Origin of the sequence: Halobaculum sp. P14 (genome assembly GCF_051195155.1) — an archaeon.
Classification (GTDB): domain Archaea; phylum Halobacteriota; class Halobacteria; order Halobacteriales; family Haloferacaceae; genus JBNTKA01.
The window spans coordinates 923,363-936,637 of the sequence record NZ_JBNTKB010000001.1 but is presented as its reverse complement, the minus strand read 5'-3'; the positions used below and the strand labels follow the sequence as shown (position 1 = coordinate 936,637).

16 protein-coding genes are annotated in these 13,275 nt (G+C 69.1%); 9 read left to right on the top strand and 7 right to left on the bottom strand.

What is annotated here, in order from left to right:
* Window positions 1-53: 53 nt before the first annotated feature.
* Window positions 54-680 carry an MBL fold metallo-hydrolase gene (locus ACQUS7_RS04850; RefSeq protein WP_435145100.1) on the top strand — a complete coding sequence of 209 codons (627 nt, stop codon included), beginning with the start codon at window positions 54-56 and terminating at the stop codon, window positions 678-680.
* A gap of 111 nt (window positions 681-791) precedes the next feature.
* Here the strand turns inward: ACQUS7_RS04850 and ACQUS7_RS04845 are convergent, their stop codons facing one another.
* On the bottom strand, window positions 792-941 hold the full coding sequence (locus ACQUS7_RS04845) for a 50S ribosomal protein L40e (RefSeq protein ID WP_435127175.1): 150 nt from the start codon (window positions 939-941) through the stop codon (window positions 792-794).
* Window positions 942-1,069: 128 nt separating this feature from the next.
* On the bottom strand, window positions 1,070-1,336 hold the full coding sequence (locus ACQUS7_RS04840; RefSeq protein WP_435127177.1) for a thioredoxin family protein: 267 nt from the start codon (window positions 1,334-1,336) through the stop codon (window positions 1,070-1,072).
* Window positions 1,337-1,445: 109 nt separating this feature from the next.
* Here ACQUS7_RS04840 and ACQUS7_RS04835 point away from each other — a divergent pair, with 109 nt between their 5' ends.
* The 7 genes from ACQUS7_RS04835 to ACQUS7_RS04805 all read left to right on the top strand — a co-directional run bounded on the left by ACQUS7_RS04835 (window position 1,446) and on the right by ACQUS7_RS04805 (window position 5,512).
* Window positions 1,446-1,607, top strand: a complete 162-nt coding sequence (locus ACQUS7_RS04835; protein WP_435127179.1) for a preprotein translocase subunit Sec61beta — start codon at window positions 1,446-1,448, stop codon at window positions 1,605-1,607.
* Between the two features lie 72 nt (window positions 1,608-1,679).
* Window positions 1,680-2,324 (top strand): pyridoxal 5'-phosphate synthase glutaminase subunit PdxT, encoded by a 645-nt coding sequence (gene pdxT, locus ACQUS7_RS04830; protein WP_435145097.1) that lies wholly within the window; start codon window positions 1,680-1,682, stop codon window positions 2,322-2,324.
* Window positions 2,321-2,653 carry a phosphoribosyl-ATP diphosphatase gene (gene hisE / locus ACQUS7_RS04825; protein WP_435145095.1) on the top strand — a complete coding sequence of 111 codons (333 nt, stop codon included), beginning with the start codon at window positions 2,321-2,323 and terminating at the stop codon, window positions 2,651-2,653. The genes pdxT and hisE overlap by 4 nt, the downstream gene beginning before the upstream one ends.
* 90 nt (window positions 2,654-2,743) lie before the next feature.
* Window positions 2,744-3,379 (top strand): imidazole glycerol phosphate synthase subunit HisH, encoded by a 636-nt coding sequence (gene hisH, locus ACQUS7_RS04820; RefSeq protein WP_435127185.1) that lies wholly within the window; start codon window positions 2,744-2,746, stop codon window positions 3,377-3,379.
* 51 nt (window positions 3,380-3,430) lie between these two features.
* Window positions 3,431-4,276, top strand: coding sequence for a prephenate dehydratase (gene pheA / locus ACQUS7_RS04815; RefSeq protein WP_435127187.1), 846 nt, complete (start codon window positions 3,431-3,433; stop codon window positions 4,274-4,276).
* Between the two features lie 203 nt (window positions 4,277-4,479).
* A complete protein-coding gene (locus ACQUS7_RS04810) occupies window positions 4,480-4,911 on the top strand; it encodes an Hsp20/alpha crystallin family protein (RefSeq protein WP_435127189.1) in 432 nt (143 codons plus the stop codon).
* 151 nt (window positions 4,912-5,062) lie between these two features.
* The gene (locus ACQUS7_RS04805) at window positions 5,063-5,512 is read left to right on the top strand and encodes an Hsp20/alpha crystallin family protein (RefSeq protein WP_435145254.1); all 450 of its coding nucleotides are present in this window, start codon (window positions 5,063-5,065) and stop codon (window positions 5,510-5,512) included.
* Between the two features lie 240 nt (window positions 5,513-5,752).
* Here the strand turns inward: ACQUS7_RS04805 and ACQUS7_RS04800 are convergent, their stop codons facing one another.
* From ACQUS7_RS04800 to ACQUS7_RS04790, 3 genes are all read right to left on the bottom strand, one after another.
* A complete protein-coding gene (locus tag ACQUS7_RS04800) occupies window positions 5,753-6,265 on the bottom strand; it encodes a hypothetical protein (protein WP_435145090.1) in 513 nt (170 codons plus the stop codon).
* 96 nt (window positions 6,266-6,361) lie between these two features.
* Window positions 6,362-9,073: a leucine--tRNA ligase gene (leuS, locus tag ACQUS7_RS04795; protein ID WP_435145088.1), complete on the bottom strand. Its 2,712-nt coding sequence runs from the start codon at window positions 9,071-9,073 to the stop codon at window positions 6,362-6,364.
* Between the two features lie 84 nt (window positions 9,074-9,157).
* Complete coding sequence (locus ACQUS7_RS04790; RefSeq protein WP_435127195.1) at window positions 9,158-10,150, bottom strand: ornithine cyclodeaminase family protein; 993 nt, start codon at window positions 10,148-10,150, stop codon at window positions 9,158-9,160.
* A 204-nt stretch (window positions 10,151-10,354) separates the two neighbouring features.
* Here ACQUS7_RS04790 and ACQUS7_RS04785 point away from each other — a divergent pair, with 204 nt between their 5' ends.
* Entirely contained in the window at window positions 10,355-10,702 is a 348-nt protein-coding gene (locus ACQUS7_RS04785; RefSeq protein ID WP_435127197.1) for a hypothetical protein, read from the top strand.
* Window positions 10,703-10,929: 227 nt separating this feature from the next.
* Here the strand turns inward: ACQUS7_RS04785 and thsB are convergent, their stop codons facing one another.
* Together thsB and ACQUS7_RS04775 are read right to left on the bottom strand one after the other, a co-directional pair.
* Complete coding sequence (gene thsB / locus ACQUS7_RS04780; RefSeq protein ID WP_435128155.1) at window positions 10,930-12,570, bottom strand: thermosome subunit beta; 1,641 nt, start codon at window positions 12,568-12,570, stop codon at window positions 10,930-10,932.
* Window positions 12,571-12,965: 395 nt separating this feature from the next.
* Window positions 12,966-13,136: a hypothetical protein gene (locus ACQUS7_RS04775; protein WP_435127199.1), complete on the bottom strand. Its 171-nt coding sequence runs from the start codon at window positions 13,134-13,136 to the stop codon at window positions 12,966-12,968.
* Window positions 13,137-13,275: the final 139 nt, after the last annotated feature.

Sequence of the window (13,275 nt, the reverse complement as noted above, 5' to 3'; positions counted from 1 at the left end):
CGGAGACTGCCGTCTGGGGCGGCTTTTTCCGCCCGCGGCCCGACCCGCCGCACATGGACGTCGTCACGGTCACAGCGGACGCCGAGGAGTTCACCTGCAACGCCTACTTCGTCGACGGCGACAGCCCCGCGCTGGTCGACGCCGGCGCGATGCCGGGCGTCGAGGACGTCGTGGCGGAGCACACGTCGTCGCTCGACCGGGTCGCGCTCACCCATCAGCACCACGACCACGTCGACGAACTCGACGCGGTGCTCGACGCCTTCGACGACCCGGAGCTCGCCGCATACGCCGAACACGCCCGCCGCGACCGCGCGCTGTCGGACGGCGACGAGGTCGTCCTCGGCGACGAGACCTTCGAGGTCGTGTACACGCCGGGCCACGCGACGGACCACGTCGCGTTCGTCGGCGACACCGCGCTGTTCTCGGGCGACGTCGTCGTCTACAACGACGGCGCGTTCGACGACGGCTCGTTCGGCCGCACCGACATGCCTGGGCAGAGCCGCGAACGGCTCATCGAGAGCCTCCGGACCCTGCTCGACCGACTCCCCGAGTCGGTGACGTCGATGTACGCCGGCCACGGCGACCCGTTCCACGCCACCGACGACGAGTCCGTCCACGACGTCGTCGAGCGCGCGCTCGAACGCGCCGAGCGGCGGGAACCGAAATACCCGGAGGAGTAGCCGGCGGCGTCGAGCGCGAATGCTCGCCGTGATGCAGAACGGACTGAGTTCGCGGCGCGCGAGACGGCGCCGCCGCTCTCCGGTCGTCGTCGACTGAAAAAGCGGGAGGCGTTATGCCGTCCGCGGTTCTTTCGCTTTCGGCCGGAGGTTCCCGTAGCCGCACTTCCGGCAGCGGTCGGCTCGCTGCGGGTTGCGGGCGTTACACCGCATGCAGATGAGCTTTTCCAGGTTGCGGCGTTCGGCCGCGTCGAAGCTTGCCATGTGTGGATACAGCGGACGGCCCCGTGTTAACGGTTGCGAGTCGCCGTCCCGGTTCCGCGACCGACGGTTCACCCGGAGGTGACGGTTCTACGGCCCGCAGAATCCGTGGTGTCGCGGCGGCCGTCGGTTCAGGCGCTGGCCTGCGCGAGCGCGTCCTCGATGTCGTCGCGCTGGGTCACGCCGACGAACCGCTCGACGACGCCGTCGTCGTTCTCGACGATGAGCGTCGGGAGCGAGCGGACGGAGTACTGGTTCGCGACGTCCTGGTTCTCCTCGACGTCGACCTTCTCGAAGCTGACGTCCGGGTAGTCGGCTTCGAGCTCCTCGAGGATCGGGTCCTGGGTCTTACACGGGCCGCACCAGTCCGCGTAGAAGTCTTTGAGTCGGACGGTCATTCCGACCGCGAATAGCCGCGGCCCGCGCATAAGGGTTACTCACTCGGCGCTCTCCGCCGCCGCTGCCCGGAGCGAAAGGCTTAGGCGGCCGACTCACGACGACACGGACATGAGCAGCGGCCAGAACAGCGGCGGGCTGATGTCCAGCGCGGGACTCGTCCGCTACTTCGACGCCGAGGACCGGAACGCCATCCGTATCGACCCGAAGACCGTCGTCACCGCCGGCGTCCTGTTCGGAATCCTCGTTCTCATCCTGAACTTCGCCATCTAACTCGGCCGGCGTGCCGGCTCGCAGTTCTCGCGGAACGACAGCTTTTCACGACAGCGACGCCCAAACCGGACCATGAAAGCCGGCGTTATCGCCGTGCAGGGCGACGTCTCCGAGCACGCCGACGCGATTCGACGCGCCGCGGCGAGCCACGGCGTCGACGCCGACGTCGTCGAGATACGCGACTCCGGCGTCGTCCCGGACTGCGACGCGCTGCTGCTGCCGGGCGGCGAGTCGACCACCATCTCGCGGCTGCTCCACGAGGAGGGAATCGACGAGGAAATCGTCGCGCACGTCCGTGACGGGAACCCGGTGCTTGCGACCTGCGCCGGGCTCATCGTCGCCTCCCGCGACGCGAAAGACGACCGCGTCAGAACGCTCGACCTCGTCGACGTCACCGTCGACCGGAACGCGTTCGGGCGGCAGGCAGACAGCTTCGAGGCGCCGCTCGACGTCGACGGGCTGGACGAGCCGTTCCCGGCGGTGTTCATCCGCGCGCCCGTCATCGACGACGTCGGCGCCGACGTCGACGTGCTCGCGACCTGGGACGACGACCCGGTCGCGGTGCGGCAGGGCCCGGTCGTCGCGACGTCGTTCCACCCGGAGCTCACCGACGACGACCGGATTCACGACCTCGCGTTCTTCCGGCAGGAGTACGCCGACGCGGACGCTGACACCGACGCCAACGCCGACGGCGTCGACGGGGAGGTGTCGGCGTGACCGACGACGACGCCGCCGCGACCGACCCGGAGCGGCTCGTCCCGGACGACGCCGTTCTCGACGAGCTGTTCGCGACCATCGAACAGCGGAAAGCCGACCTCCCTGACGACTCGTACACCGCGTCGCTGTTCACCCACGAGAAGGGCGAGGACGCCGCGCTCGAGAAGCTCGGCGAAGAGGCGACGGAGACGATTCTCGCCGCGAAGAACGGCGACTCAGACGCGCTCGCCGCGGAGTCCGCCGACCTCGTCTATCACCTGCTGGTCGTCCTCGCGATGAACGACGTCGACGTCGCGGACCTCCGGGCGGAGCTGCGGTCGCGGTTCTGACCGACGGGCCGACGCTGGTGTGCCTCGTTCGGAGCAGCCGGTAGTGCCGGAATGGACGCCTACTTACCGGGCCGCGGCCTACGGTGCAGTATGACAGAGGCGGACGTCGTCGTCGTGGACTACGGGCTCGGGAACCTCCGCAGCGTCACGCGCGGGCTCGAGCGCGCAGGCGCGAACACGACCATCACCGACGACCCGTCGGCGTTCGCGGCCGCCGACGGCGTCGTGCTCCCGGGCGTCGGGGCGTTTCGCGAAGGGATGGAGAACGCCGGCCCGTACCGCGACGCGCTCGTCGAACACGCCGAGGCGGGGCGGCCGCTGTTCGGCATCTGTCTCGGCATGCAGATGCTTCTCACGTCCAGCGAGGAGGCGACGCGCGCCGGTCAGGGCGACGTCGACGGCCTGGACCTCATCCCGGGGACGAACGTCCGGTTCACCGACGCGCCGAAGGTGCCGCACATGGGCTGGAACGAACTCGATGTCGAGCGCGAGCACCCCCTCGTCGACGGCGTCGACGGCGAGTACGCCTACTTCGTCCACTCGTACTACGCGGTCCCGGACGACGACGACGCGGTGGTCGCGTCCACCGAGTACGGGGAACGGTTTCCGGCTATCGTCGCCAACGACGACGGGAACGTGTTCGGTACGCAGTTCCACCCCGAGAAGTCCGGCGAGACCGGGCTCCGAATCCTCCAGAACTTCGTCGACTACTGCGCCGACCGCTGAACGACCTGTTACACCCGAGGGCTTAACCGCGCCGGCGTCGCACCGCGGAGCATGCAGGCCGTCACACTCGGGCCCGCCGGAACGTATTCGCACCGCGCAGCCACGGCTGTCGCCGACGACGTTCAGTTCCGCGAGTCAGTCACGGCCATCGTCGACGCCGTCGCGGACGGCTCGTTCGCCCGCGGCGTCGTCCCGGTCGAAAACAGCATCGAGGGGAGCGTCACCGAGAGCCTCGACGCGCTGACGGACACGGACGTCGCGGTCGTCCGGGAGCTCGTGACGCCGATTCGGCACGCGCTGCTCGCCCAGTCACAGGACTTCTCCGTGGTCGCGTCGCACTCGCAGGCGCTGGCGCAGTGCCGCGAGTTCCTCGAACGGGAGTACCCGGACCTGCAGCGCGAGGCGGTCGCCTCGACGGCGCGCGGCGTCGAACGCGCCCGCGAGGACCCGTCGGTCGCCGGAATCGGCCACCCGGCGAACGCGGAACCGGTCACCGCGGGCGACGGCGAGCCCGCCGGAGCGGACGTGACGCTGCAAGTAATCGCCGAGGACATCCAGGCGCAGTCGTCGAACGCGACGCGGTTCCTCGTCGTCGCCCCGGTCGACGAGCGGTCCGAAAGCGGCGGGAAGACGTCGCTCGTCGTCTACCCGAGCGCGAACTACCCGGGGCTGCTGCTGGAGATTCTGGAGGCGTTCGCCGACCGCGACATCAACCTCACCCGGATCGAGTCGCGGCCGAGCGGCAACCGCCTCGGCGACTACCTGTTCCACCTCGACATCGAAGCGGGGCTGTTCGAAGACCGGACGAAGGCGGCCGTCGACGAGGTCGAACGGCTCGCCGACGACGGCTGGGTGAAGGTACTCGGGTCGTACGACACCGAACACGTCGTGAACTGAGGGCGAACAGGCGGCACGCCGAACGGCCGAATCTACCCCGTTCTTTCCGCTCCGCGGCGGCTGTGCCGCACAACCGCTGACCGCCGCGGCCGACTCGTCACATGCGCCGTCTGGCCGCGGCTCCCTATTTGAACGTTCGCCGCGGAGAAACAGTCGTCTGCCCGGCGACAAGATTCATGCTGTTCGACGACGGACGTCCGGATATGCCGCGGAAGAACCCGTTCGAGGACCTCGACGAGATGTTCGACCGGATGAACAGCGAACTGCAGGAACTGGGTCGACAGTTCGACGGCGAGTTCGGCGCCGGCGTCGACGTCGACGTCGCGGAAACGGACGACGACGTCGTCGTCACCGCGGACCTCCCCGGGTTCGACGCCGACGACATCGAGGTGAGCGTCGCCGACCGCGAACTCAGCCTCTCGGCGGAACACGAACAGCGCCGCGAGGAGGAGCGCGACGAGGAGACGCACTACCACCTCCGGGAACGGTCGACACAGAGCGTCACGCGCCGCCTCCGGCTTCCCGCCGAGGTGAACGAGACGGAGGCGACCGCGGAGTTCGAAAACGGCGTGCTGACGGTCACGCTCCCGAAAGTCAGCGACGGCGCCGGCGGAACCAGCATCGACGTCGAGTAGCGACGTCCCGGACAGCGAACCGCCATTTATCAGAAAGTCGGTTATTTAGTATGCGCGGTAGTGGTGCTGAAATACCCTCGAGCGTGCTATCGGCTACCAACTGTTCATCTATATTTAATATCTGAGGGCGCCTCTGTGGGTCTCGGTGATACTGATGACTCACATTACTCCCTTCGACGACGTGAACCGGATGTTCGACCGCATGTCCCGGCAGTTCGACGGCATGGACTGGGGCGACGGCTTCGAGTCGATGCGCCGCGGGCACATCGACGTGGACGTCGCCGACTACGACGACGAACTCGTGGTGGTCGCGGACCTCCCCGGGTTCGACAAGTCCGACGTCGACCTGACGGTCCGCGAGGACGTCCTCACCATCCGGGCGGACCGGACGCTTGACCGCAGCAGCGGCACGTCCGAGGGGGGCGACAGCGATGCGTACGTGCGCCGCGAGCGCCGCAGCGAGTCGCTCCGACGCAGCATCCGCCTCCCGGCGTCCATCGACGAGGACGCGACGACCGCGACGTACACGAACGGCGTGCTGACCGTCACGCTCCCCAAACTCGACGTCGACGGGGACGCCCACCACATCGACATCAACTGAGACGGCCGCGACCGGCCCGGCGCGCGTGAGAACGCTCGTCTCGTCTCTCGCCTCGTCTCCGGTACCGTATCAGTACCCGGTGCGGTGCCGGTGAATCCGTATCGCTCGGCCGACCTGACGTGACCGCACGCTCTCGCTTCCGTCCCCCTCATTCCTCCGTCTCCTCCAACTCTCGTCTATTCCTGGCGGAGTGCGCTCCGACCCAGTCGGCGACCCCCGGCTAAATCGGTGCCTCGTGACCTACTCGGATGACACGATTGCGTCGACGACGCGGTCGACCGCCGCTCGCCACCCGTCGGGGAGCGCACCGCCGCGTTTCGGCGGGTCGACGTCGAGCGTCACGGCGTCGTACGTCACGGCCGGGAACGTCCGTGCGACGCGGTCCCCGACGAACGTCGCGTTCCGCCGCTTCGTGCTCACGCCGCCGCGCTGAAGGTCGTAGTACCGCGTGAACACCTGGACGATTCGGACATCGTCGCCGCCCCCGAGGTCGCCGTCGGCGAGGTTCCGGAACAGTTTCACCGTGTTGTTCGCCGGGTCGGCGCGCCGCCACTCCAGTTCGACGAGCACCAGCGACGAGTCCCCGCCTTCGTCCTCGTCCCCGTCTCCGCCTCGATTCCCGTCTCCGTGGACGCCGGCGACGTCGACCGGGGTTCCGCCGACGTCGTACTCGGTCCGCCAGTCGACGGCGGGCCGCGCGTCTGCGAGTCGCTCGCGGATCCGCGTCTGCACGCGCACCGCGGCGTCGCCCATGAGCTGCGGCTCGCGGCCGACCCCGAAAAACGCGTCGCTCCCGGCGGTCGCGCCGCCGCCCGAACCGGGTGAGCGTCCGCGGCGGACGCGGCCGGCTTACTCCTCGATGTCGATGGCCGGTCGCCCCGGCTCCGCTTTTCGCGCGACGTCGTCGTCGGCGTTCTCGGCGCGGAGCACCCGGACCGGCGCGTCGAACTCGCGTTCGACCAGCCACGCGGCCTCCTCCAGCGCCTCGTGTTCGCGTTCGGGCGGCAGCGCCGGCTGCAGCGCCTCACGTTCCGCCTGCAGGTCCTGGCCGTAGGAGGCGGCGTCGTCGCCCTGCTCGCGGATTTCCGGCTCCTGCATCAGCTCGGAGATGAGGTTGTCGGCGTCGCTCTCCATCGCGAGCTCCAGCGCGCGGTGCTTCCACTCGGGCGCGACGACGACGTCGATGCGTTCGGGGTCGTCGATGCCGGCGACGTCGATGATCTGCCGGACGTCCTCGCGGGTGTTCTCGACGAGGCGGCGGCGCTCGTCCGCCCCGGAGACGTCGGTCTGCGGTTCGGGCCACGCCGCGTCGACGACGAGGCCGTCGCCGCCGAGTTCGTCGTACAGCTCCTCGGAGAGATGCGGCGTCACCGGCGCCAGCAGCTTCACGGCCGTCTCCAGGCCGCGCTGCATCGTTTCGGCGTGGACGCCGTCGGCTCCGTCCGCCTCGCCGCCGGCGTACTCGCGGTAGTTCCGGAGCGTGTTCACCAGCCCCTGCGCCTCCCGCAGCGCCGTGTTGAACGTCAGGTCGTCGTAGTGCGACGTGGCGACGTCGACCGCGGCGTCCGTCTCGCTGCTGACGTAGTCGGCGACCGCGTCGGCGTCGCCGTCGGCCGCGTCCGGGTCGAACGACTCCACGGTCTCTTTCAGCCGAGCGAGGAACCGGTTCGTCGACCGGACGCCCTCCTCGGACCAGTCGAACGCCCGCTCCGGCTGGGCGGCCTCCATGATGAACAGCCGCGCCGTGTCCGCGCCGTACTCCTCGACGATGCGCTGGGGGGAGACGACGTTCCCTTTCGACTTCGACATCTTCTCGCCCTCCAACTGCACCATCCCCTGCGCGAGCAGGTTCGTGAACGGCTCGCGGTGCTCGAGCATGTCCATGTCGGCGACGACCTTCGTGATGAACCGGCTGTACAGCAGGTGCATCACGGCGTGTTCGATGCCGCCGACGTACTGGTCGACCGGCATCCAGTCGTTCGCGCGCTCGACGTCGAACGGCGCGTCCGCCAGGTCCGGCGAGACGTACCGCAGGAAGTACCACGACGAGTCGACGAACGTGTCCATCGTGTCCGTGTCGCGGACCGCGTCGCCGCCGCAGTCCGGGCACGTCGTCTGCTTCCACTCCTCGGCGGCGTCCAGCGGGTTCCCGGTCGTGTTGATGAACTCCGGCAGCTCCACCGGCAGGTCCTCGTCGGGCACCATCACGGGGCCGCAGTCGTCACAGTGCACCACCGGAATCGGGGTGCCCCAGTAGCGCTGCCGCGAGATGCCCCAGTCGCGGAGCCGGTACTGCGTGTGGAACTCGGCGGAGTCGATGTCGGCGGTCAGCGCTTCGCGGGCCGCCGCGGAGTCGAGGCCGTCGTACTCGCCGCTGTTGACGAGGACGCCGTCCTCCGTGTACGCCGCATCGCTCACGTCCGGCGCCTCGGGTTCCTCGTCGCCGTCGGACGGTTCCGGCGCGACGACCGGCCGGATGTCGACGCCCATCTTCTCGGCGAAGTCGTGGTCGCGGGTGTCGTGTGCGGGGACGCCCATCAGCGCGCCCGTCCCGACGTCCGACAGCACGAAGTCCGCGACGAACACCGGGACCTCCTCGCCGGTCGCCGGGTTCGTCGCGGTCAGCCCCGTCTCGACGCCGTTCGGCTCGTCGCCGTCCGGATCCGCTTCCTCCTCGACGAACTCCCGCACCGCGTCGTCCTCGTCGGCGAGCTCCTGCGAGATGGGGTGGTCCGGCGCCAGCGCGAAGAACGTCGCGCCGTAGATGGTGTCGAGCCGCGTCGTGAACGCCGTCACCGACCCGTAGCTCCGCTGCTCCTCACTCGCCTCCGAGGCGTCGGCCGCGTGGACCTCGAAGTCGACGTGCGAGCCCTCCTGCCGGCCGATCCAGTTGCGCTGCATCTGCCGGACGCTGTCGGGCCAGCCGTCCAGGTCGTCGATGTCGTCGAGCAGCTCGTCGGCGTACTCCGTGATCTTCAGGAACCACTGCTCCAGTTCGCGCTCCTCGACGGGCGTGTCACACCGCCAGCACAGCTCGTCGTCGCCTTCGACCTGCTCGTCCGCCAGCACCGTCTCGCAGGAGGGACACCAGTTCACGTCGGCGGACTCGCGCTCCACCAGCCCCTCGTCGTGGAAGCGGCTGAACAGCCACTGGTTCCACCGGTAGTACTCCGGGGTGCAGGTGGTGACTTCGCGGTCCCAGTCGTAGCCGAACCCCATCGACTCCATCTGCCCGCGCATCGTGTCGATGCAGTCGAGCGTCCAGTCGCGCGGGTTCGTGTCGCGCTCCTTCGCGGCGTTCTCGGCGGGCAGGCCGAACGCGTCCCACCCCATCGGGTGGAGCACGTCGTCGCCGGCCATCCGGCGGAACCGGGCGTACGCGTCGGTGATGGTGTAGTTCCGGACGTGGCCCATGTGGAGCTGGCCGGACGGGTACGGGTACATCCCAAGGACGTACGTCGGGTCCGACACGTCGTCCGGCGTGCGGTACGCGTCCGCGTCGTCCCACGCGGCCTGCCAGCGTCGCTCGACCGCCGCGTGGTCGTATCCCTCCTCGGACATTCTCTTGTGGACACGTCGTCCGCTTCGGCCCATATCCCTTTCCATCCGACTGAGCCGCCGCGTGCGGCGAGCGGCCCGGCCGGCTCAGTCGTGGAGGCCCAGCAGGTCGAACTCGTAGCCGTTGCCGCGCTCGTCGGCGTGCTCGTAGACGACGTGGGCCGCGGCGACGTCCTGAATCGCGAGGCCGGTCGAGTCGAACACGGTGATGCCGTCGTCGCTGGTGCGGCCGACGCGGTCGCCGACCACGATTTCGCCGATGGCGCCGTGGATGTCGTCGTCGGTCAGGACGCCCTCGGCGTACGGGACGTTGATTTCGCCGCTGTGGGTTGTCTGCTCGTGGTCGTCGATGACGATTTTCGCGTCGAGCAGCACGTCGTTCGCGAGTTCGTGTTTCCCGGCGGCGTCGGCGCCCATCGCGTTGATGTGGGTGTGGTCGCCGACCATGTCGCGGAGCACGACCGGGTCTTCGACGGGCGTCACCGTCGACAGGACGTCACAGCCCGCTGCCTCCGCGACGCTCCCGGCGCGGACGTCGAAGCGGTCTTCGAACGCCTCGATGAAGTCGGCGACGCGCTCCTCGTCGAGGTCGGAGACGACGACCTGTTCGATGTCGCGGACGGTCGCGATGGCTTCCAGTTGCGTGTACGACTGGACGCCGGCGCCGACGATGCCGAGCGTGGAGGCGTCCTCGACGGCGAGGTGGTCGGTGGCGACGGCGGCGGCGGCGCCCGTCCGCTTCATCGTCAGTTCCGTCCCGTCGAGGATGGCGAGCGGGAACGCGTTCTCCGGCTCCGAGTAGATCATCGTCCCCATGACGGTCGGCAGGTCGAAGTCGCGCTTGTTGTCCGTGTGGACGTTCACCCACTTCACGCCCGCGGCGTCCCAGTCGCCGGCGTCGAGGTACGCCGGCATCGACCGGAAGTCGCCGTTGTACTGCGGCAGGTCGATGTAGCTCTTCGGCGGCATCTGGGCGTCGCCGCGTTCGTACGCCGCGAACGCCGCCTCGACGGCCGGCACGAGCTCGGACATCTCGGCGTTCTCGTGGACGTCCCCGCTGTTGAGCAGCAGCGTCTTCATGCTCGCAATTCTTGCGCGACGCGGTTAGAACCCTCCGATAGCGGGCCGGCCCGGACGCCGACTCCACGCCACCCGTCTCTCCCGGCACCCCCGGCTCGCCCCGATTAAGTCGGCTTAACGTCGCTTATCGCGGCCGAAAGCCGCCGAAATCCCGGTTCCACGTCTCCACCCCTCTTTGCCGCCGCGGTCCGACGGGGGGATGCAATGACGCCAACCAAGCTCGTCGTAGTCGCCCTCGCGGCGCTGCTCGTCAGCACAGGCGCGGCCGCCGCGCTGCCGGGGAACGCCCCGGCGGACGCCGGCCAGCACGGAACCGACGCCGACGGCGCGGCCGCACAGGGCCCGCCGAGCGACCTTCCCGGCCCCGTCCCCGACTTCGTCGGCGACATCCACGACGCCATCCGGTCGTTCCTCGACGGCGACCTCCCGTCGCTCGGTGACGCCGTCTCAGGCCTCGCGGGCGGCGACGCGAACGGTGACGCGAGCGGCGACGGTGCCGACGGCTCCGCCGAGAGCGGGTCCGGCGACGCCGCGGGCAACGCGACCGCCTGAACCGCCCGGAACGCCGGTCCGATTCGGCTCGGGTGACGCCGGCCAGTGACTCGCAACCACCGGCGCCGCAGACGCCTCGTTTTCGCCGGCTTCGCAGACAGGAGCGACTGCTCGGAGAATCGGTGTTCGGCGTCGGTCGGCTGCGAGAAAAATCGGGTCGAGTCGCGGTCGGACGACGGTGCAGCGACGGAGCGGGAGTCCGGTGAGGTGGGCTGTGGCAGACGTGGTTACATCGCGCCGCCCATGCCACCCATACCGCCCATGCCGCCCATGCCGCCGCCGGGGGCGCCGCCTTCCTCGTCGTCGCCGGCCGTCGACAGATCGCCGGCGGAGATGATGTCGTCGATTTTGAGGACGAGGTTCGCGGCCTCGGTGGCGCTCGCGAGCGCCTGCTCTTTGGAGTGAGCCGGCTCGACGACGCCCGCCTCGAAGGTGTCCTCGACGTCGCCGCTGAACACGTTCAGGCCGGCGTTCGTCCGGCCGCTCTCGTGTGCGGCGCGCAGGTCGACGAGCGTGTCGATGGCGTCGAGCCCGGCGTTCTCGGCGAGCGTCCGGGGGACGACTTCCAGCGCGTCGGCGAACGCCTCGACGGCGAGCTGTTCGCGGCCGGTGACGGAGTCGGCGTAGCTGCGGAGCCGCGAGGCGAGTTCGACCTCGATGGCGCCGCCGCCGGGGACGACGCGGCCGTCCGAGACCGTGGTGGCGACGACGTCGAGCGCGTCGGTGACGCCGCGTTCGAGTTCGTCGACGACGTGCTCGGTGGAGCCGCGGAGCAGCAGCGTCACGCCGTGAGCCTCGTCGCCGCCTTCGACGTAGAACAGGTCGTCCTCGGAGTCACGGGAGACGGAGCCGTGTGCGAGGTCGGCGGCGGTCGCGGAGTCGAGGTCCGAGACGATGGAGCCGCCGAGGATGTTCTGGAGGAACTGGAGGTCGGACTTCTTGACGCGGCGGGCCGCCAGGATGCCTTCCTTCGCGAGGAAGTGCTGGGCCATGTCGTCGATGCCCTTCTGACAGAACACGACGTTCGCGCCGGTGTCTTTGATCTGCTGGACCTTCTGTTTCAGCTGCTCTTCCTCCTGGTCGAGGAACTGCTGGAGCTGGTCCGGCGAGTCGATGCTGACCTGCGCGTCGGCGTCCGTCTCCTCGACCTCGATGGGGTCGTTCAGCAGCAGGACGTTCGCGTCCTCGACGCTGGACGGCATGTCGTCGTGCAGCGGGTCCTTGTCGATGACGGCGCCCTGCAGCAGTTCGGACTCGCCGGCGGAGCGCCCGGTCTGCGTCTCGATTTTGACGTTCTCGAGGTCGACGACCGTGGAGCCGTCGTCGGCGTCGACGCTGACCTGCTTCACCGCGCGGTAGATGAGGTCGGCGAGGACGTCCTTTTCGAGTTCGGCGCCCTTCCCGGTCATGGAGGTCTCGGCGACCTTCTTCACGCGGGCTTCGTCGTTGGGGTCGACGCGCTCTGCGATGTCGTCGACCTCGGCGCGAGCCTCCTCGGAGGCCAGCCGGAAGCCCTTGATGACGGCCGACGGATGGATGTCCTGTTCGAGGAGGTCCTCGGCGTTCTTCAGGAGTTCGCCGGCGATCGCGACGGCGGTCGTGGTGCCGTCGCCGGCCTCGTCCTCCTGGGTTTCCGCGACCTCGATGATCATCTCGGCCGTCGGGTTGTCGATGTCCATCGTCGTCAGGATGGTGACGCCGTCGTTCGTGATGGTGACGTCGCCCATCGTGTCGACGAGCATCTTGTCCATCCCTTTCGGTCCGAGCGTCGACCGGACCGCGTCAGCGACGGCGCGCGCGGCCGAGATGTTGTACTCCTGTGCGTCCTTGTCCTTTACGCGCTGGGCGTCTTCCCCCATGATGACCATGGGCTGGCCCTGCATCCGTCGTTGACTCATGCTCAACCGGGAGTGTGGTTGTGATTCTACATAAAGCCTCGGGTACCGGGCGCAGCGCCGACCGGCCGACCCGGACCCGGATACACCGGAAATAGCGGCGACAGCCTCCGCTCCCCGTGTTAACTGCTACCACACGGACGGCGGCTCTCACACCGACACGCTGCCCGCAGCTACGCTTTAAGTAGCCGCGTTCGTCGCTCGCCCCGCCCGAACCGTCTCTGTCGCCGCCTCGCGGCCACGGGCAGCGTCGCTCGCCGGCATCCGGTCAGCCACGGATCGCTGGCGTCCAGTCAGCCACGAGACGGCCATCGCTCGTCGACGCAGCGTCACCGCGAAAAAGGGTTCGTCGGTCGTCGACGCCGGCGTTACTCGTCCAGCGTCGACGGCTCCGTCAGCAGCTCCGACTCCGCGTCCGCGGGCGGATACTCGGGCTCGTCCGACTCGTCGGCGTTCAGCTCTCGGCGTGCGAGGTGGTGTTCGAGCTGTTCCCGCTTCTTCGCACCCTGCCGTTCGCGCCCGCGCTTCGTGTCTGGCATTGACAACCGTGATAACGTCACCCACGGTTATGAACCTTTCCACGCCGTGCGACTCCGTCGAGGACCGGTCCCGGCGCGCCCGCGTTACACGTGCGTGCCGGCGCCTGCCCCGGGTTGTCGGCAGGCGCCCCGGCCGGAC

Bases quoted from the DNA above. Each gene is read 5' to 3' on its own strand.
- ACQUS7_RS04850 (WP_435145100.1), top strand. From the start codon at position 54: ATGGACGTCGTCACGGTCACAGCGGACGCCGAGGAGTTCACCTGCAAC.
- ACQUS7_RS04845 (WP_435127175.1), bottom strand. From the start codon at position 941: ATGGCAAGCTTCGACGCGGCCGAACGCCGCAACCTGGAAAAGCTCATC.
- ACQUS7_RS04840 (WP_435127177.1), bottom strand. From the start codon at position 1,336: ATGACCGTCCGACTCAAAGACTTCTACGCGGACTGGTGCGGCCCGTGT.
- ACQUS7_RS04835 (WP_435127179.1), top strand. From the start codon at position 1,446: ATGAGCAGCGGCCAGAACAGCGGCGGGCTGATGTCCAGCGCGGGACTC.
- pdxT (WP_435145097.1), top strand. From the start codon at position 1,680: ATGAAAGCCGGCGTTATCGCCGTGCAGGGCGACGTCTCCGAGCACGCC.
- hisH (WP_435127185.1), top strand. From the start codon at position 2,744: ATGACAGAGGCGGACGTCGTCGTCGTGGACTACGGGCTCGGGAACCTC.
- pheA (WP_435127187.1), top strand. From the start codon at position 3,431: ATGCAGGCCGTCACACTCGGGCCCGCCGGAACGTATTCGCACCGCGCA.
- ACQUS7_RS04810 (WP_435127189.1), top strand. From the start codon at position 4,480: ATGCCGCGGAAGAACCCGTTCGAGGACCTCGACGAGATGTTCGACCGG.
- ACQUS7_RS04800 (WP_435145090.1), bottom strand. From the start codon at position 6,265: ATGGGCGACGCCGCGGTGCGCGTGCAGACGCGGATCCGCGAGCGACTC.
- leuS (WP_435145088.1), bottom strand. From the start codon at position 9,073: ATGTCCGAGGAGGGATACGACCACGCGGCGGTCGAGCGACGCTGGCAG.
- ACQUS7_RS04790 (WP_435127195.1), bottom strand. From the start codon at position 10,150: ATGAAGACGCTGCTGCTCAACAGCGGGGACGTCCACGAGAACGCCGAG.
- ACQUS7_RS04785 (WP_435127197.1), top strand. From the start codon at position 10,355: ATGACGCCAACCAAGCTCGTCGTAGTCGCCCTCGCGGCGCTGCTCGTC.
- thsB (WP_435128155.1), bottom strand. From the start codon at position 12,570: ATGGTCATCATGGGGGAAGACGCCCAGCGCGTAAAGGACAAGGACGCA.
- ACQUS7_RS04775 (WP_435127199.1), bottom strand. From the start codon at position 13,136: ATGCCAGACACGAAGCGCGGGCGCGAACGGCAGGGTGCGAAGAAGCGG.